We start from the raw sequence: 23,512 nt of genomic DNA on the forward strand, positions 1-23,512 counted from the left end.
TATGGAAGCAATCATCTTAGCAGGAGGACTTGGCACACGTCTCCGATCTGTTTGCCCTGACCTTCCCAAACCCCTTGTCCCTGTCAGAGACAAACCCTTTCTCTCCCATCTTATGCAGTATTGGAAAGGTCAAGGAGTGAATCACTTCATTCTCTCTGTTGGTTACCTTCATGAAAAAGTCATCGAGACTTATGGCACTTCTTTTGAGGAAATTTCGATCGATTATGCAATTGAATCAACACCTCTCGGAACAGGAGGCGCTTTGCTTCATTCCCTTTCAAAACTTCAAAACCCAGAAAAGCCATTTCTCGTCTTAAATGGAGATACATACTTTCCTATTCCCCTCAGTGAGTTTCATCTCATAGGTGATTGCACACTTGCTTTGCACCAAACAGAAAAAAACACCCGCTATGATGGCATTCATATGACCCCTTCAGGAAAAATTATCACTCTCGGTGATCCTTCTTCTACTCTTATTAATGGAGGCTGTTATCTTTTTCATCCTCGAGCTTTCAAAAACATTACACAAAAACCTTTTTCGCTTGAACAAGAACTCCTTCCACATTTCATTGCAAAGCATATGTGTTTCGGGCATCTCTTTGATTCTCCTTTTATTGATATTGGAATCCCCAAAGATTATCACCTCTTTGTGCATAATTTCGTTGAAAATTAAATACATCCATCAAAAAATAGAAGTTTATTGAGACGATTCTGTAAGTGATGAAGTTAAAAAAGTTTGTTCTTTTCTCTGTCTTTTTGTGTCATTCTCTAACAAGTGTTCCTCCCCGTGAAATTCCTCCTCATTTACTCAATGAATTCACAAACGATGGGCAAACACCTATCGTCTACTACTATATTGATGAAAGCTCAAAAAGCCAAATGCCCTTCTACTCAAAAGAACTTGTTGACGACCTAATTATTCAAGCTAATTTAAAAAGCCCACAGTATTACGAAAACACAGATACTTGGTTATTTGAATTGCTCGATGAGCACCCCAACCTCTTTAAAGGAAAAACTGTTGCAGTTTTAGGGTCAGGGTATCCTTGGTATGAAGCTGTTGTTCTAGCATATGGTGGACACCCTTTTTCAATTGATTATCGACAAATTGAAACCGATGATCCTCGGTTAAAAGTGATGACAGTTAAAGACTACAAGAAAAAACCAAAAAAATTCGATGTTCTGTTGTCAATTTCTAGTTTTGAACACGACGGATTAGGCAGATACGGCGATCCTTTAGACCCAAACGGTGATATTCGAGCAATGCACGATTGTTTTGAAATGATTCATTCAAATGGAAAACTCATCTTAGCAGTTCCCATTGGAGAAGACTGCCTCGTTTGGAATGCCCATCGCATTTATGGCCCACACCGTCTTTCAAAACTTCTTCAAGGCTGGAAAATCGTCGATATTAGGGGAGATTATATGAAAATGTTCGAATTACCTTCTGGAAATTGTTACGAACAACCTATTTTTCTTTTGGAACCCGAAGCTTAAAACAATGCTGTTATCAATTTTGCGTCATAGTGTGACTGCTTTCTGCTTGCTAGTACATCCTTCTTACATCAGTGCTAACCCTTCCACAATGCAACTTCATGAAAAAAATATCTTTTCCCAAGGTGGCGAAGATGGAATCATTGAATATATTTTTAGCCAGATCGGAACCTCATCTAAGTATTACGTCGAGTTTGGAGCGATGGATGGACATATCTGTAGTAATACGAAATATCTAAGAGAGTTCAAAGGTTGGACAGGTCTTTTGATCGATTGCAACTATGAAAATCATCAAATCAACCTGCACAAACATTTTATCACCGCAGAAAATATTAATGCACTCTTTGAACTGCACGATGTCCCATATGATTTAGATCTATTGTCCATTGATATCGACGGGAATGATTTTTACGTGTGGCATGCACTGGATGAAAAATACCGACCAAGGCTGGTTGTGATTGAATACAACGGTAATTTTCCTCCCGATCAAAATGTCGTGATTTTCTATAACCCTTATCATCATTGGGATGGCTCGAGTTATTTTGGAGCAAACATCACTGCGATGCAGCAATTAGGTCGCCTTAAAGGCTACAGCTTGATTTACGCCGACTCTACTGGGTGTAATTTATTTTTTATTCCAAATGAACTCGTCCCCCATTCTTTCACCCACATCAATGATGTCTATACCCTATATCAGGCCCATCACCATCCCAAAACATCTGATAAAAAAATGATTTCCTTTGAAGAGGCTCTAAACTGCGTAAAAAAATAATCTAGTAGCATTTTTGCTACCTTCTATTATATTATTTTCCGTTGAATGAGAGGCTAGATATGATAAAACCAATTTTCAATACATATAACAAAGCAAACCTCATACTCTATCCCCTTACAGGAGCAGTAACTGGGATACTCATTTCAAAAAGCGTTGTTCCTCTAAATCCTTGGCAAAGCGCTTTGTGGGTTGGGGCTCTGACTTCAACAACTGCAATAGCAGAATATGGTTTTGAATCCCTACTAAAGCTCGACGAAAATCAATTTGCAAAAGTTGCTTTTGGAGTCGGAGTGACCGCTGCAATTTATTTTTCTTCTCTTACTACCAACGGAGTTTCCCTTTTAGGACGCCTCAGTCATGAGATAACAAATGAGTGCATGCGAACTCTTTTAATCTGTAGCTTGATCTCTTATTCGTTAGTCGCTTTTCAACAGCCACAACCCATAAACATCAAAAAGACTCCACTCCAGACTCCCCCCTCTGTTAAAAAAACTCCCACACCAAATATTGAATCCCCCCCAGTCTCTACCACAAATAAGTTGCCTGAAAAAGCAACTGTTCAAAAAACAACCGTGCAAGCTCTCTATGGAGACATCATGTTGTTCCCCGTTGAAGCTATTGTCAATGCTGCCAATGAAGCCCTGCTTGGAGGTGGAGGTATTGATGGGGCCATTCATGCAAAAGCTGGTAACGCACTCTATAATGAGTGCGAAAAAATTCCACTTCTGAAAGGAAGCTCAAAAGACCGAATCAAAACAGGCGATGCTGTCATCACATCTTCTTATAAGATTCAAGAAGATCAACCCACAATTAAGTATGTCGTGCACACTGCAGGTCCTCTTAGTAGCACTCCTAACCGGAAAGAAATCTTGGCTAGCGCTTATCGCAACTCCATGGCAGTCGCTATGCAGAAAGGGGTGAAATCAATTGCTTTTCCGGCAATCTCTGTAGGAATTTTCGGTTACCCGTTCGAAGAAGCTCAAAAGATCGCTTATCAAACAGTCCGTGATTTCATTGAAATGCACCCAAAGGCATTTGATACAGTTCTCTTCTCTTACTTGACGAGCGACATTGATGAAGCAAAAGCCACGGTCATCAATGCTACCTGGAAAAAGACTTTCTAACCTAAGTTCTTGGTTTCTAAAGCGATGTTAGAAAATCACGAAATTCTGGAATGTCCCTTACTGAAGCAAAGGTCTCTTTTTCAATGATCATCTTAAGATTGTTGATCCCACATTTACGGGCAGCTTTAAGCCAACCTATTGTAGGTTCTACTTGCTTCATGACTGCGCTTGCTTCAGCATTGTAAAGAGCTACATCAGGATCGGGAAAATATTGAAAAGTCGCTCCTGACAGTTCCATCACAAGCGGAAAGTCTTTCATTTCATAAGCTGCTCGGTGCAAGTGGATGATCGACTCGGGGCTAAGGTGTTTTTTAATTGGGCTTAGAAGCTGATAGACTTCTTGAAAATTCCCTTCTTCAGCTCGGAAAGCAGCGAGATATTGAGTCGTTAAATTGAAAATCAATCCCCGCTTTGCTCTCTGGCGAATTTCTTCAAGTCGGGGTAAGGCTGCTGCCTTATGATCTTTCGCTAGAAGTTCTTCAATTTCCTTCAGTTCAAGAGTCAAATCGTCGTTTTGATCTTCATCGGTCATCACCCGAACCCTTCTCCAAGAAGCAAAATTCTGAAAAGTGAAAAGAAAGAAAATCGCTCCAATGAGAAAGTAACCTATAAAAAAGAAAAAACAGGCAAGGAGTGCAGAAAAAAACATGCTCAAAAAGAGAGCATACTTCAGTCCGTTACCTCTTGAAATTGACTCACAAATGACCCGCAAGAGTTGCCCACCATCAAGAGGCATCACTGGCAAGAGATTGACAATCGTCCAAAAAAGATTCACCCAGACAAAAATTTGAAGGGTTGCAAGGGTGACCGGACTTTTAAACCAACCTGTATTCAGCAACATCAAAGTGAATAAAAAGAGGACAAATCCAAAGAGAGGACCGTTGAGAATGACAAGGAACTCACGCCATCCCCTCAATCGATGCCCTTCTTGATACGTCACTCCCCCAAAAGCAACAAGCTCGATGCGCGGTGTTTGTCCAAAAAAACGAGAAGTGATCCCGTGTCCGAACTCATGGATAAGAATGGAAATAAAAATGACAAAGATCCAAATGAGTGTGAGTAAAAAAGGGCTACCCGAACCCATACTGTTGATCCAACCAATCAGTGCGGCTGTCACCCAAAAAAATGGAGAAATTGCAACTGGAATTTTCCCGGGAATCCGGAGCATGCCTATCCTTTCATTGCTTTAGCCATCGTCTCGCCAATCTCAGCTGGAGATGGGGCGACAAGTGCACCCGCCTTTTTAAGTGCCTCCATTTTACTTTGTGCTGTCCCTTTTCCACCAGAAACAATTGCACCCGCATGCCCCATGCGTCGCCCAGGAGGAGCTGTGACACCTGCAATAAAGGCTCCAACAGGTTTCGTGCAATTTTGCTTGATCCATTCTGCAGCTTCTTCTTCAGCATTTCCCCCAATTTCTCCAATCATGAAGATCCCTTTTGTTTCAGGATCCTTTTCAAACTCTTGAAGTACATCGATAAAGTTGGTTCCATTTAAGGGATCTCCCCCAATTCCCACACAACTTGTTTGCCCTAATCCATTTTGAGTGGTTTGCCATACGGCTTCATAAGTTAAAGTTCCTGAACGGGAAACAATCCCGATTTTCCCTTTTTTATGAATATATCCTGGCATGATCCCAATTTTGCACTCGCCTGGAGTGATCACTCCAGGACAATTGGGCCCAATGAGTCGAGATGTTTTAGACGCTTTCATCACACGAGATACTTCGATCATGTCTCGAATAGGAATCCCTTCTGTAATACAGATAATGAGAGGGATTCCGGCCTCTTCAGCTTCTAAAATCGAACTGGCCGCAAAAGGAGGCGGAACAAAAATCATCGTAGCATCGGGATCCGCCTTTTCTTTTGCTTCATAAACAGTATCAAAGATCGGAACATTAAAAATCTCTTGTCCCCCTTTCCCTGGGGTGACCCCACCGACAAAATTAGATCCATAGGCAATGCACTGCTCTGTATGAAACTGCCCAGCTTTTCCCGTAATTCCCTGAGTGATGACTTTCGTTTTTTTGCCTACAAGTATTGCCATCTGACTTTCCTATTTAATTGATTGTACAGCTTTTTCTGCGGCATCTGCCATTCCTGTCGCAGAAATGATCTTCAAACTCGATTCTTCTAAAATCTTTCTTCCTTGCTCCACGTTTGTCCCCTCAAGTCGAACAATAAGTGGCACTTTGATTCCGAGCTCTTTGGCCGCCGCAATCACACCCTCTGCAATCGTTGCACAGTTCATGATCCCACCAAAGATATTCACGAGAATTGCCTTCACATTTGGATCAGCCAAAATGATTTTGCATCCTTCCGCAACCTTTTCTTTATCGGCGCTTCCACCCACATCGAGAAAGTTTGCTGGCTTCCCTCCATAATGATGGATGATATCCATCGTCGCCATGGCAAGTCCGGCTCCATTGACCATACAGCCAATGTCTCCCTCTAATGAAATGTAAGCCAGATCGTACTCCTTCGCAGTCACCTCATTTGATGAAATCTGCGAGGGATCAAAATAGCTTGCGATCTCTTTCTGCCGAAATAAGGCGTTGTCATCAACGCTGAGCTTGGCATCAACAGCCCAAATGTCTCCATCAGGAGTTTCAACAAGAGGATTGATTTCGAGAAGATCAGCATCGGTTTCGATAAAGGCTTTGGCTAAAGCCTTTGCCGTCTTCATCCCTTGCTTAGCAGTATCGCCTTTCCACCCCATGAAATTTGCCAAGCGAACTAAATGATAAGAACGGACCGTACCATCAAGTTGGATAGGCAATTTCAAGATTTTTTCAGGGGTTTTCTCTGCCACTTCTTCAATTTCCATTCCCCCTTCGGGAGAAGCTATGAGAATCGGAACAGCATTTTCACGATCGATAATTGCTCCTAGATAGTATTCTTTTGCAATATCGACAGGATCGGTAATTAAGACCTTGTGAGCTACAATACCTTGAGGCCCCGTTTGATTATTGACCATCTTCATGCCAATGAGGTCTTTACAAATTTTTACAATCTCATCTTTGGATTTTGCAAATTTAACTCCCCCTGCCTTTCCCCGGCCGCCCGCATGAACTTGAATTTTGACAACAGCTTGCTTCAGCCCTAGTAACTGAACGACTTGCTCCGCTTCACCCACTGATGCAGCCACCCCAAATGCGGGAATGGGCATTCCGTATTTTTTCAGAACTTCTTTAGCCTGATATTCATGCGTATTCATGCTTCCTCTCGGATTATGGGTAGATTCACTCTCTACCCCCTAATTTCTATATGTGGTACACTCCTATTATCAATCAACGAAAAAAGGGACATCAAGATGGTCTTTGGCCTCCTCAAAACTGGACTCAGTAAAATCCGTCGCGCTTTCTCACGAACCCGCTCAATCTTAGGTGAAAAGGTACGTGAACTTTTTGGAAAACCGCTTGATGAAGAAACATTAGATGAACTCGAACAGATTCTGTATGAAGCAGATCTGGGAAGTGCCCTTGCCACAGAATTTGTCGATCACATTCGTCGCTTTGCTCGAAAAAATCCCCATTCGACTTCAACTCAACTGATCGATGCGATGAAGCACCACGCCCAGGACATTCTTCACCGTCCCCCATCCATTTCAGGAAAAACTCCCGAGTCGGGTTCCCCGAAAATGATTCTCATCGTTGGAGTAAATGGAAGCGGAAAAACGACCTCATGCGCAAAACTTGCTCGCCTCTTTCAAGAAGAGAAGAAAAAAGTTCTCCTCGCTGCTGCCGATACCTTCCGCGCTGCTGCCATTGAGCAGCTTGACATCTGGTCACAACGTCTGAAAATTGATTGTGTGAAAGGAAAGCCTGGTGGAGATCCCTCTGCCGTGATCTTTGACGCCCTTTCAGCCGCGAAAGCTCGGCAAAACGATGTTGTCATTGCTGACACAGCTGGGCGCCTTCAATCAAAAACTGAACTCATGGAAGAGCTCGCTAAAATCACCCGTGTCGCTCAGAAGGTTGTACCCGAAGCTCCACATGAAATCTACCTCGTTCTCGATGCGACAACCGGACAAAATGCTCTCGACCAAGCTAAAATCTTCAATGAATTCACCCCTCTTACAGGGCTCATCCTCACAAAGCTAGATGGTTCGGCCAAAGGAGGAATCATCCTTTCTATCTACCATCAAATGGGAATTCCTATTCGGTACATTGGAATTGGGGAAAAAGAAGATGACTTCATTCCCTTTAACCCAGAAAGTTATGTCGATGCACTATTTTCAGTTTAGCCGAAGGTTGATCCAAGACTGAACTCCATCGCAAAATTCTATGGGACCATACTCTGTCTGATTGGTTCGAGCTAATGAATAATCTCTTATGAGTCTCCAACCATTCTTTTTTAATAAAACACGGAGCTGTTGCTCTATTTCGAGGCCATGCGTTCCAATATGCATTCTTTTGACGCGAGCATTTAAAATATCAATTGATTCGGAAATCACATCAAACTCATTTCCCTGAACATCAAAATCGCAAAGATCAATGATTGGGGAGTCAATTTGTGTTAAGATGGTGCTAAGTCGGAGTTGTTTAACTTCAACAGCTTTGTAGTTATAAGCTGTAATTGCAACAGGTTGTCCTAAATGTGTTTCATTTGTCCATCTTACAATATAATCGCTTGGAACCATTATACATTGCCCAAACCAGTTGTTTAAGTCCCAACTCCCATCATTAGAAGTGATGTAAAAAAATATCGAAGATTCGATTTTTCCAACTGCAGCTGGAACAACTTTGTACTCATAACTGTGGATCCCAAACCTTTTCATTTCTTCGTGAATTTCAATCTGGGAACGATAGGGCTCTGCTTCAACGAGTGTCAAGTGAAATGGAAGGCCACAAAATCGAGCTGCAACACCTCCACGCGCAGCCCATCTACCATAACCCGCTCCAACTTCAACCATATTAAATGATCCTTTGGCATCGAAAACAGCTTCTAACAAATCAATCCATTCAAAGTATTCTTCATCAAAACCTTGAGGACCAACATTAGGAAACTTTTCAAAAATCGGATGGTGTTCAACTGAATATGTAACATCCACTTCAGCTGAAAGTTGGAATGTAAACATTGCTAAAACTAGATAAAAACTGCGAATACTTGATTTCATAGTCATCCTCTTCTGCGTTTATAAAAGCACTTCCAACACTAAATGAATCAAATTCGCGTCGGAGTTTTTTTATTCTTTCCAATTTCAATTTTATACTCAAACAACTTCAAAACCAATTTTTGAAGTTGTTTGAGTATAAAGTTGATCACCTTACATCTTTATAAGATTTTTATGAAATCCAAAACGAAGTCTAAATAGATTTTTATCTTGTTTGAAAAAATCGATCTCTAGAAAAACAATTAATTCAATCGAGGATTCACCCAAGATTGAACTCCATCGACAAACTTGATTTTTCCGTACTCAGTATTGTTGCTTCGAGAACAAGGGTAATCACGTAGTAGTTTCCAACCATTTCTTTTAAGCAAAACGCGAAGATCTTTCTCTATCTGATGGCTGTGAGTTCCAATATGCAGCCTCTTCACTCGAGCATTTAAGATGCGAATCGCTTCAGCAATTGCATCATATTCATTTCCTTGAATGTCAAAATCGCAAAGATCAATGATGGGTGCATCAACCTGATTCAAGATTGTGCTGAGACGAAGTTGCTCAATTTTAACGGCTTTATAATTACAGGCTGTAAAAGCAATAGGTTGTCCATAATATGTTTCTTTTGCCCAGCCTATGATGCGATCATGTGGAAACATCACAGACTGACCATACCAATTATCTAGATTCATTGTATCATCACTGCTCATGATGTAAAAGAAAATCGAGGACTCATTTTTCCCAACAGCAGCTGGAATCACAAAATACTCATGACTATTGATTCCATATTTTTTCATTTCTTCATGAATGTCAACATGACAACGATGCGGTTCTGCTTCAATTAGCGTCAGAAAGAATGGGAGATTCTTTGATCTTGCGGCTAGACCACCACGGACGCTCCATCTACCATAACCCGCACCAACTTCGAGCATGTTWAAGGCCCCTTCAGTATTTTCAACTGCTTCGAGTAAATCAATCCACTCGAAATACTCTTCATCATAATTCTGAGGAGGAACTTCAGGAAACTTGTCAAAAATTGGGTGAGGCTGAATAGGCTGTGAAGTATTTCGATAATTTGGAAAATAAAATTGCGAAGCGTTTGCAAAAGTTGGAAAATGAAGCGTAAGGATTGTTAAGATCAAGTAAAAGACAAGATGAGTTATTTTCACTTTCAGGCTCCTTGAAAAAAAATTTCTATGATTTGCAAATTTACAACTTAAAGGGACTTATCTGAAAGATAAAATTGTGCTTCCCTTCGTCCCTTCATATCTGTTTTAATAGAGAGGTATGATACGTGACACTTACCTTCAGCTCATCGACCAAACTCTTGCTTACATTCAAGAGCGTTTGCCAAAAAAGGAAATGCTTCCCCTTCCTCCAACCCCGGTGATGCCTCCACTTAAACCAAAAGTCGTCGAAGCTCCTCCTCCTCCAGCTCCGCCAAAAGTTGAAAAGAAAAAAGATAAAACTCTCGAGTTGCATCCCCCAACAAAGCCAGCGCCTTCTCATACAAACCGGATAGGCGTGTTGCTCAAATCGATTGCTCCTGAGCTATTTCTTCACGAAACTCCCCTTCCGGATGAAAAAGCCAAGCGGGTCAAAAATGCGTGGAATGAAAAATCTCTCGTACCCGAAATTCCCATTTTATTTCAGGGTTCTTACTATCGCTCTTTTCTCGAAAATTTGGCCAAAGCAATTTCACTCACTTTTGCCCCATCTCGAGTGATTGAAATGACTTCTTTCGAACAAGAAAAGAAATGGGACCTTTTTTTAGAGTCTCCGAAACTCAAGTTTATTTTGTGTCCCGATCATCTCATTTTCAGCTCGAAAGAACTTCTCCCTTTCTACAAAGAAAATCCCGGACAAAAAACCCGCTTCTTATCTAGCATTCCTCTTCTTCTTCTGCCTGATCTTGCTCTCTATTATAAAGATCCCTATCTTAAGCGCTCCCTATGGAACGTCCTATGTCAAACACTCAGCTAAAACTTCACTATGTTTCTGTGCTCTTAGACCAAGGATTGAATAAGCCTCTCGATTACTCCTTCTCAGGAGACATTGAAATCGGGATGCGTGTTCTTGTGCCAGTGCAAAAGTCCTTGCGCAAAGCAACTGTCGTGGCTCTTAAAGAGACACCAAGCGTTCCTCATGTTCAAGAAGTTCGCGAAGTGCTCACTGAAGAGACCCTTATCTCTGAAGATCTCTTTCAGCTTGCCAATTGGGTCAGCCGCTATTATTGCACCCCTTTGCGTAAAGTATTGCACGTGATCCTCCCTGCAACCATCCGGAAAGAAACGAAAGCCAAAGAACAACTCTTTGTCAAGAGGACCCTCTCTCCAAGCCAACTTGCAGAACATTGTCGTACCCTTCAGCAAAAAAACTCCGCTCAAGCAAAAGTTCTCGAAGTACTGCTCAAGTCTCCGAAAGGAATCCTTCTATCTGAACTCCTCGAACAAAGTGGGTGCTCAAAAAGTCCCGTCGAAACGCTCGCAAAAAAAAAGCTCCTTACCTTAGAAACAGTTCAAATCAACCGAAGTCCCTTAGAAGATCTCGAGTTTTTTCAAACAAAACCCAAAACACTCAAAGAAGAGCAACGTCTAACTCTCGATAAAATCCAAACTTCGCTGAAAGCTAATTCTTTTAAAACTCACCTCATTCACGGGATCACCGGCAGTGGTAAAACAGAAATCTACTTGCAAGCCATCCATGAAGCACGTGCGCAAAAAAAAGGGGTGATCCTCCTCGTTCCTGAAATCGCCCTCACTTCCCAAACGATTGAACGACTCAAGTCTCGTTTTACAGAAAAGCTTGGCATTTTGCACCACCGCCTTAGCGATGGAGAGCGATTTGATATTTGGCACTCCATCCGAAAAGGAGATATTTCGATTGTCGTGGGCGCTCGATCTGCGATTTTTTGCCCTGTAAAAAATTTAGGGCTCATCATCGTCGACGAAGAACATGAAAGCTCCTACAAACAGATGGAAGAACAACCTTGTTATCATGCGCGCGATGTCGCAATCATGCGAGGAAAGTTCTCAAATGCGACGGTCGTTTTAGGTAGCGCAACTCCCTCACTCGAAACCTATGCCAATGCAAAAAGTGGAAAATACGCTCTCAGCGTTCTTACAAAACGGGCAACTGACGCCCACCTCCCTAAAGTCCAGTTTGTGAACATGAAAGAAGAATTTAGCCGAGCTGGTGGTTTTACCCTCTTTTCAGAAGCGCTGCTTGATGCGATCAAAAAAAGAGTCCAAAAAGGAGAGCAATCTCTTCTCTTTCTGAACCGACGGGGATATCACACCTTTCAGCTCTGCACCAATTGTGACCAAAGCATCAAGTGCCCCCATTGTGATGTAAGTCTCACCTTTCACAAAAAAAACAATTATCTCGCCTGCCATCTTTGTGGATTTATCTTGGCTCCACCTCCCGTTCAATGCCCCTATTGCCAAGCCACCGCATCGCTTCAGTATAAAGGAGTCGGAACAGAGCAAGTTGAACGGACTTTGCACGCCCTTTTTCCCGATATTCGGACTCTCCGCATGGATGCTGACACCACTCGCCATAAAGGAAGTCACGACCTTCTCCTTAAATCGTTTCGATCTGGAAAAGCAGATGTTCTCATTGGAACTCAAATGATTGCTAAAGGGCTCCATTTCCCTGCTGTAACTTTCGTTGGAGTGCTCAACTCTGATGGAGCACTCAACCTGCCTGACTTTCGCTCAAGTGAATGGGTTTTTCAACTACTGACACAAGTTTCAGGTCGCGCAGGGCGAGGAGAACTGGCGGGAGAAGTGATCATCCAAACGTGCATGCCAGACAATCCTATTCTCAGCCTAGCGGCAAAAGAAGATTATCTCACCTTTTTTCAAAGAGAAATCGAATCACGGGAACTTTTTGGCTATCCTCCCTTTGCACGCCTCGCAAAAATCACCTTTAGTGGACCCGACGAGAAAAAAGTTCTCGCCTTTGCCGAGCAAATTCAAAATAGCCTTATCGATAAGCTGCCCCCTTCTTATACGATTTTTCCCGTCATCGCTTCTGGGTATGCAAAGATCAAAGATCAGTTTCGGTTCAAACTATTGATGAAAGGAGCACGTAGTCAGGTCCTTTCTGATGCCATCGAATACGTGCTTAACAATCGACATGAAAGGGCTATTCGCACCCTTGTCGACATCGACCCAATCTCAACGTTTACTTAAATGTTCATTCGTCCAAACGATTGTATCATGCCATCCTGCCAAGTCATTTCCAATAAATTCACGTGTGTACTTCAGCAAATGATCAATCGATTTATAATCATCTAGCGCTATAGCCTCAGGCAAAGCAAAGTTCAATTTGCGATACCGATCTCCTAATAGCTTTGACGCTACTTGCTCTGGAATTTGCGCCTCAACATCCATGAGCAAATTGACTAAAGCAGGAGAACCACTATGCGCAGATCCATGGGTAATCCAGTCATATGTCCCCCAATCTTCGCTATCCTTAACAAAACGTGGATCATAGCCTGTTCCGACTGACAAGATGACAAAATCGCGTAAATCATCTGTTGGCTCATAGGCATACATAAGCGCTGCAAGAGTTGGGTCATTCATCCCCATTCCTCCATCCACATGATCATGTTCTGCTGGAAAGTAAGTCGGTGCTGCAGTCGATTCTAAAATCGCATCGATAACTTTAATGTTTCCCCCATTTGGGGTAATATTCTCGAGAAAGTCCATGCGCCACCGATTTACAGCTTTGTCATCGAGATTAACAGTCGTAATAACGACTTTTTTGGGAAGATCTCGTAGCAACACATCATCACTCAATCCACATGACCGCAGAATCTTTTTGATATTATGCTTGAGTTTTTCTTGGTCATATTCTGGCTTAAAGATAGAAAAGTGGTTTCCTCCTGAAAAAACCTCGGCACTCAGTGTTTTATAAGCTTTTAAAATCTCATTGACATCCATGCCACATGCTAGCGCAATCGCAATGATAGATCCAGTCGATGTCCCAGCATAAACATCAAAGTCGCTTTGATAATCAATTCCCGTTCCCTCTTTCAAATGACTTAACAGAGAGAGAGAAACAACTCCCCTGACACCTCCGCCATCTAAACTTAAGATCCGCGTTTCCTTGGCACTAAGAGAAAAACCGACTAGTAGGCAAAAAACAAACAAGATGCGTGACATCGCAACCTCCTAAAAATAAAAGAAGCAATGCTAGTCAAAATTTGAATAAAAAAAAAGTGTGCTCTTTTTAAGAGCACACTTTTAGAAATCTACACTCAAGCAACTTCAAAAGTTCTATCGTAATTCAAGATAAGTTTCATATATAACTGGATATCAATTACTTAAATAATTTCAATTCTTAGATTGCAGTATATTATCTATCTGATGAATACTTTTAGGCGGAGTTGGAAAAAACATTTGGGAATCACATGAAAATTTTTACTTACTTGTTATCGAGTATATGCCTTTGCTCTGGACTCCTTTTTGGGGCTCCTCGAGCGTTTGAACCACAAGACATCAATAGACTGAAGCCTTTGCTCAACACCCAACGGATCGAGTATTTTTTTAAGTCTTCAGGAGTAGAGGTTTTGGATATCGAATCTTCTGCTTTTGCCGAAAAAAGGGTGTCAAATCTCCACTCAGTCGATGAAGATGGTAAAAAAATCATGAGAACCCTAGCCATAGTCAATTTTAACCAACCTGTCTCCACTGAATTGAGACCAGCTCACCAAGAAATTATGGGAGGAGGTCCAATTGGAACAACCCTTCAAAAATATGACTGGGAAATTGCAAAAAAGCCCATTTATTTTTCTACCATTCGCCTTTCTCCAACTGTCATGGAGTGGATGGATGAAACCGATTCAAATGAAGCCGCAGTTCACATTTACCAACTGGAAACCTCACGTCATGATTCCTCAGTATCCACCCCTTACTGCACCATCATAGAAATTCACAATCCCCAATACCTAACTTCTGAATATCTTGAAGCAATCTATAGCGATCAGTTCGATCAATACCATGAAAAAAACGACTCGATTGATTCGCTGATTTCACGCTGCTGTGAGCTTATGGAAATTTTCCCAGCTCCCAAAGATAATTGATCTTTCCTTGGGCCGCATCAGGAAGACATGGATTACAAAAAGTGTGCTCCAGAACGGAGCACACAAAGTTAGGTGCGAGGGATACGCACGAAATAAGGGACTAGGATTCCCCAACTAGTTTTTCTAATTGTTTTTCCACTGGATTAAGATCGTTAACAACATAGCCAATATCTCGAGGCTCACTGTCCAAAACATCACCTAAAAAAATCTTCATGCTTTGTGGGTCAGCCTGCCAGTCTAAAATATTCTTCCCAGGTTCATGTGGGTCAACAAAGTTATTCAGCACAGAGTCAATTTTATGTTCAAAACTTTCTAAAGCTTGTTTGTCTTCAGAACTCATCGGATTTCCGAAAGTGAGATCTTCCTTAAATACGCCTGTCAAAGCTTGGAGTTCGTTTGTCAGTTTGGAAATATAATAACTGCTGCTCGACCGTTCTTTAGCTTCTTGTAAAGCTTCTTCTTCAGCTTGCTTTTGTGGAACCCCTTTCTTTTCGAGTTCAGCTGCAATCTGCTTAGGATCTAACTCTTCCAATGTCTGCATCAACAACTGTAATTCTGCCAATATGTCTTTTTCAGCCTGAGTCAAATCTGTCGTGGCTGGAGGAATATAAGGCTTACTATCGGCAACATTTGCTGTTTGATTCACATTACTCATAAAACGTCCTTTCTACTTAAATTACAAAATAATCATGTCTTAGAGGGTGTCTACAAAGTGCTTTCACTGCTGAGAGTACTTTGTAGACATCCTCTTATGGACTAAATAAGTTGTCACGCCAAGGCTCATCAACCTATTTCGTTCATATATTCGATTAAATCAAAAATTTACGGACCCATGCGAATTTTTATTGCGTCTTAAGGCATGCAGGTAGCTCAAGAACTTACATGAAGTCTATTTCGCTTTTTGCGCACTTTGTCAGACACAAAAATCTTCTATTCAATCCGGTCAATTTTAAACTTAATTGACTATAGGATCTTACTAAATCAATGAAAATGTATTGCTTGTATTTTTCCAATACTACTTAGATACGCACATACAACTTATGCAAACTTATCTAAGATAGTTTTTTTGTTACAAAAGATTCTCTTTGTTTTTTCTAAGCTTCATCTAGAAGAAATAATCTTTCTTCTATTCGTTATCATATTCACAAAGAGAAAGGAGAGTTGCTTATGAGAAAGTTATATTAACGACAATAAGAACACTCTTTCTCTACCCTTCATTTTAGCAACTCGTAAATTTTTTGCAAAGGCTTTGTAAAAATTTTTTTTAAGATTGCTCTATATCTTAGTAGAGATGTAAGCAATTATACTCAAACGACTTATTCTTCGGGCCGCATCATGGGGAAATAGATCACATCTCGTATGGAAAAAGCATCTGTAAAGAGCATGGTGAGGCGGTCGATTCCGATTCCCAGCCCTCCTGTTGGGGGCATCCCTTGGCAGATGGCCTCGATAAACTCCTCATCCATAGGGTTGGCTTCAACATCTCCTCCCTCACGCTTCACATTCTGTTCGACTAGGAGTTGCCGCTGCAATTCTGGGTCGTTGAGTTCAGAGTAAGCGTTACAGAACTCATACCCAAGGATAAACGTCTCAAACCGCTCAACGAACTGCTCTTCACGTAACTTGCGATCGCGGTGGAGCTTACAGAGAGGGGTTGTCTCAATTGGATGGTCGATGATGTGATGAGGTTGGATGAGATGCTCTTCTGCAAACTCTTCAAAAAGATAGGCAATGAGCTTGCCTCGAGGAGCTTTTTGAAGATCTTCATCTTCGATTTTCGCTTTGAGCTTAGTGCGCATTTCAGCTTCTGACATTTTGTCAGGATCGCATTTTGCATAGAGTTTAATAGCATCTTTCATGGAAAGGCGTTTCCAAGGGGTCTTGAGATCGATTTCATGCTGATTCCCCTGTTTGTCTTGGCGTATTCCAATACTAGTTGATCCGTAGAGTTTTTTAGCAAGAGATGCAAAGAGGTTTTCGGTGAAGATCATAACGTCGTTGTAGTCCCAGTAAGCTGCATAGGCTTCTAGCATCGTAAACTCGGGATTGTGTGTCCGGTCAAGTCCTTCATTACGGTAAACTTTTCCAATTTCAAAGACCCGAGAAAGTCCCCCTACAATGAGCTTTTTGAGCGAAATTTCAATGGCAATGCGGAGGTACATCGTTTGGTGTAGGGCGTTGAGCTCTGAAATAAAGGGACGTGCCTCGGCACCCCCATAGATATTTTGGAGAACAGGAGTTTCGACTTCCATAAAACCCGATTCTTCGAAGTACTTCCGAATATTAGACACGAGAAAGCTGCGCATTTTAAGCCGCTCCATCACATCTTGGTGAGTGATGAGGTCAAGCCATCGTTTACGGTAACGGGTTCCTTTGTCAGTGAGGCCGCTATGTTTGTCAGGCAAGGGAAGGAGTGTTTTACAAAGGAGGGTTGCCTCGGTGACAAAAATGGTAAGCTCCCCTTTTTGAGTCCGAAAAAGATGTCCTTCTACACCTAGGATGTCTCCAAGATCGACTTTCTTTTCGATGAATTTGAGAGGTGTGAGTTCGTTTCCTTCGGGAAGTCCTCTTACCTTTGTGAGATCGCGATTAAACATCACTTGGATCCGCCCTGACTCATCTTGAAGATGCGCAAAGGCATTTTTACCCATGGCGCGGAAAAGCATCATCCGTCCGGCAACGCGGACTTGATCTGTTTTGCCTGCCATCGCTTCTTCAGCTGTTCCGATTGCATGCCCTTCAAACTTGTCTTCAAGATGTTTCATTTGGTGGGTCGGATCATATTTATGGGGGTAGGGATCCATGCCCATGTCTCGAATTTCTTGAAGCTTTTTCTTTCGTGTTTGGAAGGCTTCGTGTTTATGGTAGTCGGGTTCGGGCAATTCAACGGGGATGGGACGAGTTGAAATTTCGGCCTTAGGCGAAACGTGTGGAAACTCCTTATCGAGGAGATAAAGCTCAGCTTGTCCTCCGCAATACTTTCCAATGAGATTTTTGAGCTCTTTCAAAGCTAGAGCAATTTCCGCAAGAGTCGTATTTTCGAGTCCTTCAATGACAAGAGAGATGTTTCGACTGCCATCGGTGATCTTACTCTTGTCACTTTCCCGCCAGTTCCAGGCTTTACAAAGAATTTCAACATCATCGCGGTAAATGATTTCATTTGGCTTGGCGATTTCTTCTTCACGCGAACCAAGAGTAATGAATTTTTCATCTCCATTTGCAACAGCAAGCCGAATATTTCCTTCGACTTTATCTAAATCATCAGCGCCAGCAGGTAAGCCATGCTTCACAGAAATGTAATTGTACAGATTGACAATAGGGTTGATATTAGGCAGCTCTTTCCCTTGGATGAGACGCCGTAATAGGGCTTCGACACTACAACGATAGGTAGAGGGTTTATAACCAAATGCTTTGTAGGCTGCGCGCCAATCGGCAATTTTTGGCACCTGATTGAGGTCTAGATTTTCGTATTTCTTTTGAAGCGCCTGCGTCTCCGTTGCAACAATCTGTTGGATCTCTTCATGAGCCCCATGATTGTTGACACCTTTTACGATCAACACTCCCACTTTAAGGTGGGGAAATTTTTCTAAAACTGCTGGTTCAATGTAGAAGTTCATCTGTCAAATTTTTGTGGGTTTTAGCAATGATTATACTTAAAAATGCTATTTTTGACTTGTACTTTTCGTTTAAAGATCTTAAAATCATTGCTATCACGAGCTGATTGGAAGCAACAATGAAACAATTTTTCAGTTTTATTGCCTTACTTTTCTCATCTGTATTAATCGCTCAAGCATCTCCTATTCCTACTCTCCATCTAGAAGATTACGCAAATCCAGTCAAAAGAGAAGAATTTATCGCTTCACTTGAGGAAGCTGTTCAAGGAGTAGGTTACTTTTTTGTGGATGGATTTCCCGTTGAATCCAAAGCAATCAATCGAGCTTATGAGCAAGCAAAAAATTTTTTTGCAAGTGATAAAAAGCACGACTACCTTTCATCAAACGGTCATCGGGGATATTTACCTGGTGAGTCAGCGAAAGGTGAAACAAGGGTCGATTTTAAAGAGTTTTACCACATCGGACGAGAGCTTGCGAGTGAAGATCTAGAAAGGCTGCAGTACGAGAAAAATGTTTGGCCCGAAAATCGGAAAGAATTTCGTTTTGCAATGGAGTCTCTGTTTGCCCGCATCGATATCTTTAAAAACAAGCTTGGCGAGGCTTTTTCAGAACTTCTCGACCAAAAAAAGGGTTTCCTACTTGATATGATTCAACAAGGCGATAGCTTAATGCGTATTTCGCACTATCCGGCAAATCCACCTGAAGATGCCATTTGGGCTGGTACCCATACGGACATCAATCTCTTTACCCTTTACCCTCGCGCCAGTGCTCAAGGGTTGCAAGTGCAAGCCAAAGATGGGTCTTGGATCGACATCAACGTTCCAGAGGGAATGGTGTTTGTCCACTGTGGTGACATGCTAGAAAATTTATCAAACGGTCTATGCAAAGCGGCAGTTCATCGTGTAGTAGATAATGGACTAAGTGAAGATCGGTATGCGATCATCTTTTTCGTTCACCCTCGAATAGATGACCGGTTAGATCCCCTTCCCTCTTGCATTGAAAAAACCGGCGGGGCCCGTCATTACGCGAATTTATCACGCGCTGAGCTTTTAACAGAACGGCTCATCGATTTAGGTCTTGCAAATAAGCAGATGATGGAACTCTTTGTACGCTCGGGAGCAATTCAAAAACTCAAAGAGGTCAATCGCTTTAGTTCCAAAGCTGAAACAGCACTCAAAAAAGCAGGACTGATCACTCTTCAGCTTGAATTGCAGTGATCGCAATTGTAAAGACAATATCCGCAACTGTGGCTCCACGTGAAAGATCATTCACAGGTTTTTTAAGTCCTTGAAGCATGGGACCAATAGACAAAACGTTTGCACTCCGTTGAACAGCTTTATAGGTCGTATTCGCTGTGTTGAGATCGGGAAAGACATAGACGGTCGCCTTTCCTGCAACAGGACTATCGGGGGCTTTCTTTTTTGCAACATCAGGAGTGAATGCCGCATCATATTGAAGGGGCCCATCTATGATGAGATCAGGCCTCTTTTCTTTCGCAAGCCTTGTCGCCTCTTTGACTTTTTCAACATCGGCTCCGGTTCCCGATTTCCCTGTGCTATAGCTAATCATAGCAACGCGCGCAGGAATACCAAATCGCTCTGCCGAGTCAGCGCTTTGAATCGCAATGTCAGCAAGTTCTTGGGCTGTGGGGTTTTGATTGACAGCGCAATCCCCATAAACGAGAACTTGAGAGGGTAAGCACATGAAAAAAACAGAGGATACGAGTTTCGTATCGGGCTTCGTTTTGATTACTTTTAGTGCAGGCAAAATGGTATGAGCTGTTGTATGAGTGGCCCCAGCAACAAGTCCATCAACATCCCCCGTTGCAAGCATCATCGTGCCCAACATCACTTCGTCACTGAGGTATTCATAAGCATCTTTTTCAGTCACCCCTTTGTGTTTGCGCAACTCAACTAGAGGCGCAACATATTTTTCGCGAACAGTGCAAGGATCGATGATTTCAACCCATTCTCCAAGCGGCACTTGATGCTCTTCTGCCAACCTCTCGACTTTTTCACGATTTCCAAGGAGGACAATCTTTGCAATTTTTCGTCTTGCGCAAGTCGCTGCAGCACGAAGAATCCGAGGGTCTTCTCCTTCAGGGAGAACAATTTTGCGACGAGCTTTTTGCGCTTTTTCAATGAGCTTGTACCGAAACGCGGGAGGAGAAAGGTACCTTTGTGGATGAGTTGCTCCCAATTCTTCAATCCATTTCTTGTCGATATTTCTAGCAACAAACTCTTTCACCAGTTCTTGTCTTTCTTCATCGTCTTCAGGAACTTCAATGTTGAGATTTTCAAGTGAAATGGCAGTGCGTAAACTGTCTGTCTGAACAGATAAAATGGGAAGTCCTTTTTTCTTTGCTTCTTCACAAAGTTTTTGAGTGTTTTCACCAGGAAGGTGTCCTCCACTAAGGACCAAAGCTGCAAGATTCGTCCCATTTAAATATGCCAAACAAGCTGCCACAATTGCATCGGATCTATCGCCAGAAGTCACAACCATCGTATCCGGCTTTAAAACTTTGACCATATTTTCAACTGTTGCTGCAGCAAATGCTAAGTGCATGACTCGATTTTCATTCATCTTTCCTTCTGAAATGACCATTGCACCTAAATGTTTTTGAATGTCTTTCACTCGAAGGGCCATCAATCTTCTTTCCCAAGGAAAACACCCGAGTAAGCGGAAGTTTTTCTTTTTGAAAATAGCGCACCTCGACATGGCATCGGTTGTATCTTCTATTTTCTCGACAGAGTCAAATAAATCGATGCGAGCATTGCCATACTTATCCACTGGAGCGCCTACTTTATTGATCATACACCCCAAAGTCTTCAAATTCCCGACTCCCCCATAAGGTTGCGCGGCAATTTCAACTTGCTCGCTCAGCATTGCTGGAGTGTTCTTTCCTTGAGCAATCACAAAAATCACTTCTGCATCTATAGCTTGGGCAATGTCAAAGTTAAGCTGAGGAGCATATCCTCTCAGTTGGGTCGAGATGATTCCTTGAATCACTACGATATCGGCATCTTTTGCATGATGGGCATAATGGGCCACAAGAAACTCGAGAACAAGCCCTTCTTCTCCTTGGCTTAAGAGAGATTCTACGCATTGGATCGGAAGAGGCTTCTCAACGTTTGCAAGAGCTGACTCAGTGCAGATTTTTTCTCCTCCACCTCGATCGTGGGTGACAGGATTGAGAAAGCAAACCTTTAATCCTTGGTTTTCTAAAGCACGCACAAGTCCTGAGGAAACTGTTGCAAGTCCAACACCTAATCCAATGGGAACCATAAGGAGGATGTGCTTCATTTCCCCCTCACGAGATTTATCGCATCACGGGCAATCAGCAGCTCCTCGTTTGTGGGAAGAACGAGAATGAGCGGCTGCTCCCCTTCAGGAGAAATGACATGCTTAGATTTTTTTCCATGGTCTTTATTTCGAACAGGATCAATGGCAAACCCCATCGGCTGTAGCCATTCAATCACACGCTCTCGAATGAACGTCGCATTTTCTCCGATCCCTCCGGTAAAAACTAGAGCATCTGGCAGTCCAAGTGGCACAAAGTAAGAAGCAATGTACTTGGCTAAACGGTAACAAAACATCTCAATTGCTAAAACAGCAAGTCCGTCTCCTTCTTCAGCTGCTTTTTTTATCATTCGAAGATCTGCGCTCACACCAGAAACTCCCAGTAACCCACTCATTTTGTTGAGCATCGTAATCACATCTTGCGCTTCGACTTGTAGCTTTTCGGCAAGATAGCCGATGACTCCAGGATCAACATCACCGCTCCGCTGTCCCATCATGAGTCCTTCAAGAGGAGTGAGTCCCATGCTCGTATCGATACTCTTCCCATCCTGAATCGCGCAAACACTGCACCCATTGCCCAAGTGAGCGCTAATGATTGAAAGCTCTTCTTGCTTTTTGCCAAGCGTTTCGGCAGCAAGTTGTGTGATATACCGATGGCTCGTTCCATGAAACCCATAACGTCGTACTTCATAATCTTCATAGTACTGATAGGGAATCGCATAGAGAAAAGCATACTTGGGGAGAGTTTGGTGAAAAGCTGTGTCAAAAACTGCCACCTGAGGAAGTTTGGGGAAAAGTTCTTGCATCACCACAATCCCTAGAGCATTGGCAGGATTGTGCAAAGGTGCTAAATGACTGCAATCGTGAATTTTGGTGAGAACCTCTTCATCGATGATCACTGACTCGATAAACTCTTCGGCTCCATGGACAACTCTGTGTCCAATCGCAACAATTTTCTTTTCAATGTCTTCGTGCTCTCTGAGAAGTTGCACAACCAGTTCGATCACATCATGATAGCCCGATTTGAGAAGGCTCTTTTTATCCTTCTTATTGCCAATTTGCCAACTCAAAGTGCACCGATCGGTTTGCACGTTTTCTGCAATCCCTTGAAAAAAAACCTTTGCCGTTTTAGGATCAACGATTTGAAACTTAATTGATGAACTGCCACAATTAAGGACAAAAACAGACGACATGAAAACTCCCCGCGCTTCTCATAAGCATCCTCTCATCCTCTATATAAAACTTGTTCCTTTTTTTTAGGAGACGTTTTTTGATAAGGAGGCTTTTTCTTCTTTGAGATGGGACTATACGTGAAATAACTAATGTCTAATTTCTTATTCCTATTTTTTCTTCCATTTTCCTTATACTCAAATGTCTAGACAAACTAGGGCAATTAGAATAAAGGGAGTGTTCCAAATAGCACAAAGCTATAGCTGCCTTTCTAACGCTTGTAACGCCACAAACCGTTCTTATAGATAATAAAACAATGAGTTGCAGTTTCATCAACCTAAGCATTGAATCAATGTATACTCAAACAACTTCAAAAATTGGATTTTCGGCTGCGCCAAAGCACCGTAATTTGCCGATTTTAAGTGACCTCATATTCCTAATATTAGGCCACTTAAAATCGACGAATTCCGAAAGCTTTCGCGTTGCCCAAAACCAATTTTTGAAGTTGTTTGAGTATAGTGGAATAAGAGCCATAGACGATAGTTTCAGTGAGCAAGTATCAAGTTCAGATTATTTGACAAATATATAATCCCCTCTATAAACTTTCTTTTTTTATATTCTAGAGGTATACGATGAAAAAAACTTTATTTTTCGCCATTTTTCCTCTTTTTAGCCAAATAGCAGCCATCTCTCCTCAAAATATGCATGCTAGCTTTTTACTAGCAGATAGTAATCGGGAAGAAGAGGCAAAAGAAATTCTTATCAATTCTTTTTCTAGAAAAACTGCTGATGTAGAATTCATAGCTGAGCAATTTGTAAACTAGATAAGAAACCAACCTACTGAGAT

General features: G+C 42.1%; 20 protein-coding genes and 1 pseudogene. 10 read left to right on the forward strand and 11 right to left on the reverse strand.

Annotated features, from left to right (window positions below):
• Position 1: 1 nt before the first annotated feature.
• From SNE_RS08605 to SNE_RS12380, 4 genes are read left to right on the forward strand one after another with little or no spacing between them, the layout of a single operon-like run.
• The gene (locus tag SNE_RS08605) at positions 2-673 is read left to right on the forward strand and encodes a sugar phosphate nucleotidyltransferase (RefSeq protein ID WP_013944018.1); all 672 of its coding nucleotides are present in this window, start codon (positions 2-4) and stop codon (positions 671-673) included.
• A 47-nt stretch (positions 674-720) separates the two neighbouring features.
• Positions 721-1,494 (forward strand): DUF268 domain-containing protein, encoded by a 774-nt coding sequence (locus SNE_RS12375; RefSeq protein WP_013944019.1) that lies wholly within the window; start codon positions 721-723, stop codon positions 1,492-1,494.
• A 4-nt stretch (positions 1,495-1,498) separates the two neighbouring features.
• Positions 1,499-2,263, forward strand: a complete 765-nt coding sequence (locus SNE_RS08620; protein WP_053225354.1) for a hypothetical protein — start codon at positions 1,499-1,501, stop codon at positions 2,261-2,263.
• Between the two features lie 59 nt (positions 2,264-2,322).
• Positions 2,323-3,387 carry a macro domain-containing protein gene (locus SNE_RS12380; protein ID WP_013944021.1) on the forward strand — a complete coding sequence of 355 codons (1,065 nt, stop codon included), beginning with the start codon at positions 2,323-2,325 and terminating at the stop codon, positions 3,385-3,387.
• Between the two features lie 16 nt (positions 3,388-3,403).
• On the opposite strand, the gene SNE_RS08630 is transcribed toward SNE_RS12380, so the two are convergent.
• From SNE_RS08630 to sucC, 3 genes are read right to left on the reverse strand one after another with little or no spacing between them, the layout of a single operon-like run.
• Complete coding sequence (locus SNE_RS08630; RefSeq protein ID WP_013944022.1) at positions 3,404-4,555, reverse strand: site-2 protease family protein; 1,152 nt, start codon at positions 4,553-4,555, stop codon at positions 3,404-3,406.
• A gap of 2 nt (positions 4,556-4,557) precedes the next feature.
• The gene (gene sucD / locus SNE_RS08635) at positions 4,558-5,433 is read right to left on the reverse strand and encodes a succinate--CoA ligase subunit alpha (RefSeq protein ID WP_013944023.1); all 876 of its coding nucleotides are present in this window, start codon (positions 5,431-5,433) and stop codon (positions 4,558-4,560) included.
• Positions 5,434-5,442: 9 nt separating this feature from the next.
• Positions 5,443-6,603 (reverse strand): ADP-forming succinate--CoA ligase subunit beta, encoded by a 1,161-nt coding sequence (gene sucC / locus SNE_RS08640; RefSeq protein WP_013944024.1) that lies wholly within the window; start codon positions 6,601-6,603, stop codon positions 5,443-5,445.
• Positions 6,604-6,699: 96 nt separating this feature from the next.
• Between sucC and ftsY the strand changes: the two genes are divergently transcribed.
• On the forward strand, positions 6,700-7,632 hold the full coding sequence (gene ftsY, locus SNE_RS08645) for a signal recognition particle-docking protein FtsY (protein ID WP_013944025.1): 933 nt from the start codon (positions 6,700-6,702) through the stop codon (positions 7,630-7,632).
• On the opposite strand, the gene SNE_RS08650 is transcribed toward ftsY, so the two are convergent.
• Complete coding sequence (locus SNE_RS08650) at positions 7,624-8,505, reverse strand: FkbM family methyltransferase (protein ID WP_013944026.1); 882 nt, start codon at positions 8,503-8,505, stop codon at positions 7,624-7,626. The genes ftsY and SNE_RS08650 overlap by 9 nt on opposite strands.
• Before the next feature lie 239 nt (positions 8,506-8,744).
• The gene (locus SNE_RS08655) at positions 8,745-9,659 is read right to left on the reverse strand and encodes an FkbM family methyltransferase (RefSeq protein WP_013944027.1); all 915 of its coding nucleotides are present in this window, start codon (positions 9,657-9,659) and stop codon (positions 8,745-8,747) included.
• A 118-nt stretch (positions 9,660-9,777) separates the two neighbouring features.
• Between SNE_RS08655 and SNE_RS12385 the strand changes: the two genes are divergently transcribed.
• Positions 9,778-10,473 carry a hypothetical protein gene (locus tag SNE_RS12385; protein ID WP_013944028.1) on the forward strand — a complete coding sequence of 232 codons (696 nt, stop codon included), beginning with the start codon at positions 9,778-9,780 and terminating at the stop codon, positions 10,471-10,473.
• Positions 10,443-12,686, forward strand: a complete 2,244-nt coding sequence (priA, locus tag SNE_RS08665) for a primosomal protein N' (protein WP_231919495.1) — start codon at positions 10,443-10,445, stop codon at positions 12,684-12,686. Before SNE_RS12385 ends, priA begins: the two co-directional genes overlap by 31 nt.
• On the opposite strand, the gene SNE_RS08670 is transcribed toward priA, so the two are convergent.
• Entirely contained in the window at positions 12,672-13,661 is a 990-nt protein-coding gene (locus tag SNE_RS08670) for a patatin-like phospholipase family protein (protein ID WP_013944030.1), read from the reverse strand. The genes priA and SNE_RS08670 overlap by 15 nt on opposite strands.
• A gap of 248 nt (positions 13,662-13,909) precedes the next feature.
• On the opposite strand from SNE_RS08670, the gene SNE_RS08675 reads away from it, so the two are divergent.
• Positions 13,910-14,581: a hypothetical protein gene (locus SNE_RS08675; RefSeq protein ID WP_041418983.1), complete on the forward strand. Its 672-nt coding sequence runs from the start codon at positions 13,910-13,912 to the stop codon at positions 14,579-14,581.
• A 100-nt stretch (positions 14,582-14,681) separates the two neighbouring features.
• Here the strand turns inward: SNE_RS08675 and SNE_RS08680 are convergent, their stop codons facing one another.
• The 3 genes and pseudogenes from SNE_RS08680 to SNE_RS13535 form a co-directional block, all read right to left on the reverse strand.
• Complete coding sequence (locus SNE_RS08680) at positions 14,682-15,236, reverse strand: hypothetical protein (RefSeq protein ID WP_013944032.1); 555 nt, start codon at positions 15,234-15,236, stop codon at positions 14,682-14,684.
• Between the two features lie 661 nt (positions 15,237-15,897).
• Positions 15,898-17,463: a lysine--tRNA ligase gene (gene lysS / locus SNE_RS08685; protein WP_041419425.1), complete on the reverse strand. Its 1,566-nt coding sequence runs from the start codon at positions 17,461-17,463 to the stop codon at positions 15,898-15,900.
• Between the two features lie 138 nt (positions 17,464-17,601).
• Positions 17,602-18,198: pseudogene (locus tag SNE_RS13535) on the reverse strand (B3/B4 domain-containing protein); the annotation flags it as partial.
• Positions 18,199-18,314: 116 nt separating this feature from the next.
• Between SNE_RS13535 and SNE_RS08690 the strand changes: the two are divergent.
• Positions 18,315-19,412 (forward strand): isopenicillin N synthase family dioxygenase, encoded by a 1,098-nt coding sequence (locus SNE_RS08690; RefSeq protein ID WP_013944034.1) that lies wholly within the window; start codon positions 18,315-18,317, stop codon positions 19,410-19,412.
• Here SNE_RS08690 and pta read toward each other — a convergent pair.
• A complete protein-coding gene (pta, locus tag SNE_RS08695) occupies positions 19,387-21,498 on the reverse strand; it encodes a phosphate acetyltransferase (RefSeq protein ID WP_013944035.1) in 2,112 nt (703 codons plus the stop codon). The two genes, SNE_RS08690 and pta, sit on opposite strands and share 26 nt — an antisense overlap.
• Positions 21,495-22,688 carry an acetate/propionate family kinase gene (locus SNE_RS08700; protein ID WP_013944036.1) on the reverse strand — a complete coding sequence of 398 codons (1,194 nt, stop codon included), beginning with the start codon at positions 22,686-22,688 and terminating at the stop codon, positions 21,495-21,497. Before SNE_RS08700 ends, pta begins: the two co-directional genes overlap by 4 nt.
• A 609-nt stretch (positions 22,689-23,297) precedes the next feature.
• Between SNE_RS08700 and SNE_RS08705 the strand changes: the two genes are divergently transcribed.
• Positions 23,298-23,489, forward strand: a complete 192-nt coding sequence (locus tag SNE_RS08705; protein ID WP_013944039.1) for a hypothetical protein — start codon at positions 23,298-23,300, stop codon at positions 23,487-23,489.
• Positions 23,490-23,512: the final 23 nt, after the last annotated feature.

This window comes from Simkania negevensis Z (assembly GCF_000237205.1).
Taxonomy (GTDB): domain Bacteria; phylum Chlamydiota; class Chlamydiia; order Chlamydiales; family Simkaniaceae; genus Simkania; species Simkania negevensis.

Excerpts from the sequence above, each read along its gene's own strand:
- SNE_RS08605 (WP_013944018.1), top strand. The coding sequence starts at position 2 with ATGGAAGCAATCATCTTAGCAGGAGGACTTGGCACACGTCTCCGATCT.
- SNE_RS12375 (WP_013944019.1), top strand. The coding sequence starts at position 721 with ATGAAGTTAAAAAAGTTTGTTCTTTTCTCTGTCTTTTTGTGTCATTCT.
- SNE_RS08620 (WP_053225354.1), top strand. The coding sequence starts at position 1,499 with ATGCTGTTATCAATTTTGCGTCATAGTGTGACTGCTTTCTGCTTGCTA.
- SNE_RS12380 (WP_013944021.1), top strand. The coding sequence starts at position 2,323 with ATGATAAAACCAATTTTCAATACATATAACAAAGCAAACCTCATACTC.
- SNE_RS08630 (WP_013944022.1), bottom strand. The coding sequence starts at position 4,555 with ATGCTCCGGATTCCCGGGAAAATTCCAGTTGCAATTTCTCCATTTTTT.
- sucD (WP_013944023.1), bottom strand. The coding sequence starts at position 5,433 with ATGGCAATACTTGTAGGCAAAAAAACGAAAGTCATCACTCAGGGAATT.
- sucC (WP_013944024.1), bottom strand. The coding sequence starts at position 6,603 with ATGAATACGCATGAATATCAGGCTAAAGAAGTTCTGAAAAAATACGGA.
- ftsY (WP_013944025.1), top strand. The coding sequence starts at position 6,700 with ATGGTCTTTGGCCTCCTCAAAACTGGACTCAGTAAAATCCGTCGCGCT.
- SNE_RS08650 (WP_013944026.1), bottom strand. The coding sequence starts at position 8,505 with ATGAAATCAAGTATTCGCAGTTTTTATCTAGTTTTAGCAATGTTTACA.
- SNE_RS12385 (WP_013944028.1), top strand. The coding sequence starts at position 9,778 with ATGATACGTGACACTTACCTTCAGCTCATCGACCAAACTCTTGCTTAC.
- priA (WP_231919495.1), top strand. The coding sequence starts at position 10,443 with ATGGAACGTCCTATGTCAAACACTCAGCTAAAACTTCACTATGTTTCT.
- SNE_RS08670 (WP_013944030.1), bottom strand. The coding sequence starts at position 13,661 with ATGTCACGCATCTTGTTTGTTTTTTGCCTACTAGTCGGTTTTTCTCTT.
- SNE_RS08675 (WP_041418983.1), top strand. The coding sequence starts at position 13,910 with ATGAAAATTTTTACTTACTTGTTATCGAGTATATGCCTTTGCTCTGGA.
- SNE_RS08680 (WP_013944032.1), bottom strand. The coding sequence starts at position 15,236 with ATGAGTAATGTGAATCAAACAGCAAATGTTGCCGATAGTAAGCCTTAT.
- SNE_RS08690 (WP_013944034.1), top strand. The coding sequence starts at position 18,315 with ATGAAACAATTTTTCAGTTTTATTGCCTTACTTTTCTCATCTGTATTA.
- pta (WP_013944035.1), bottom strand. The coding sequence starts at position 21,498 with ATGAAGCACATCCTCCTTATGGTTCCCATTGGATTAGGTGTTGGACTT.
- SNE_RS08700 (WP_013944036.1), bottom strand. The coding sequence starts at position 22,688 with ATGTCGTCTGTTTTTGTCCTTAATTGTGGCAGTTCATCAATTAAGTTT.
- SNE_RS08705 (WP_013944039.1), top strand. The coding sequence starts at position 23,298 with ATGAAAAAAACTTTATTTTTCGCCATTTTTCCTCTTTTTAGCCAAATA.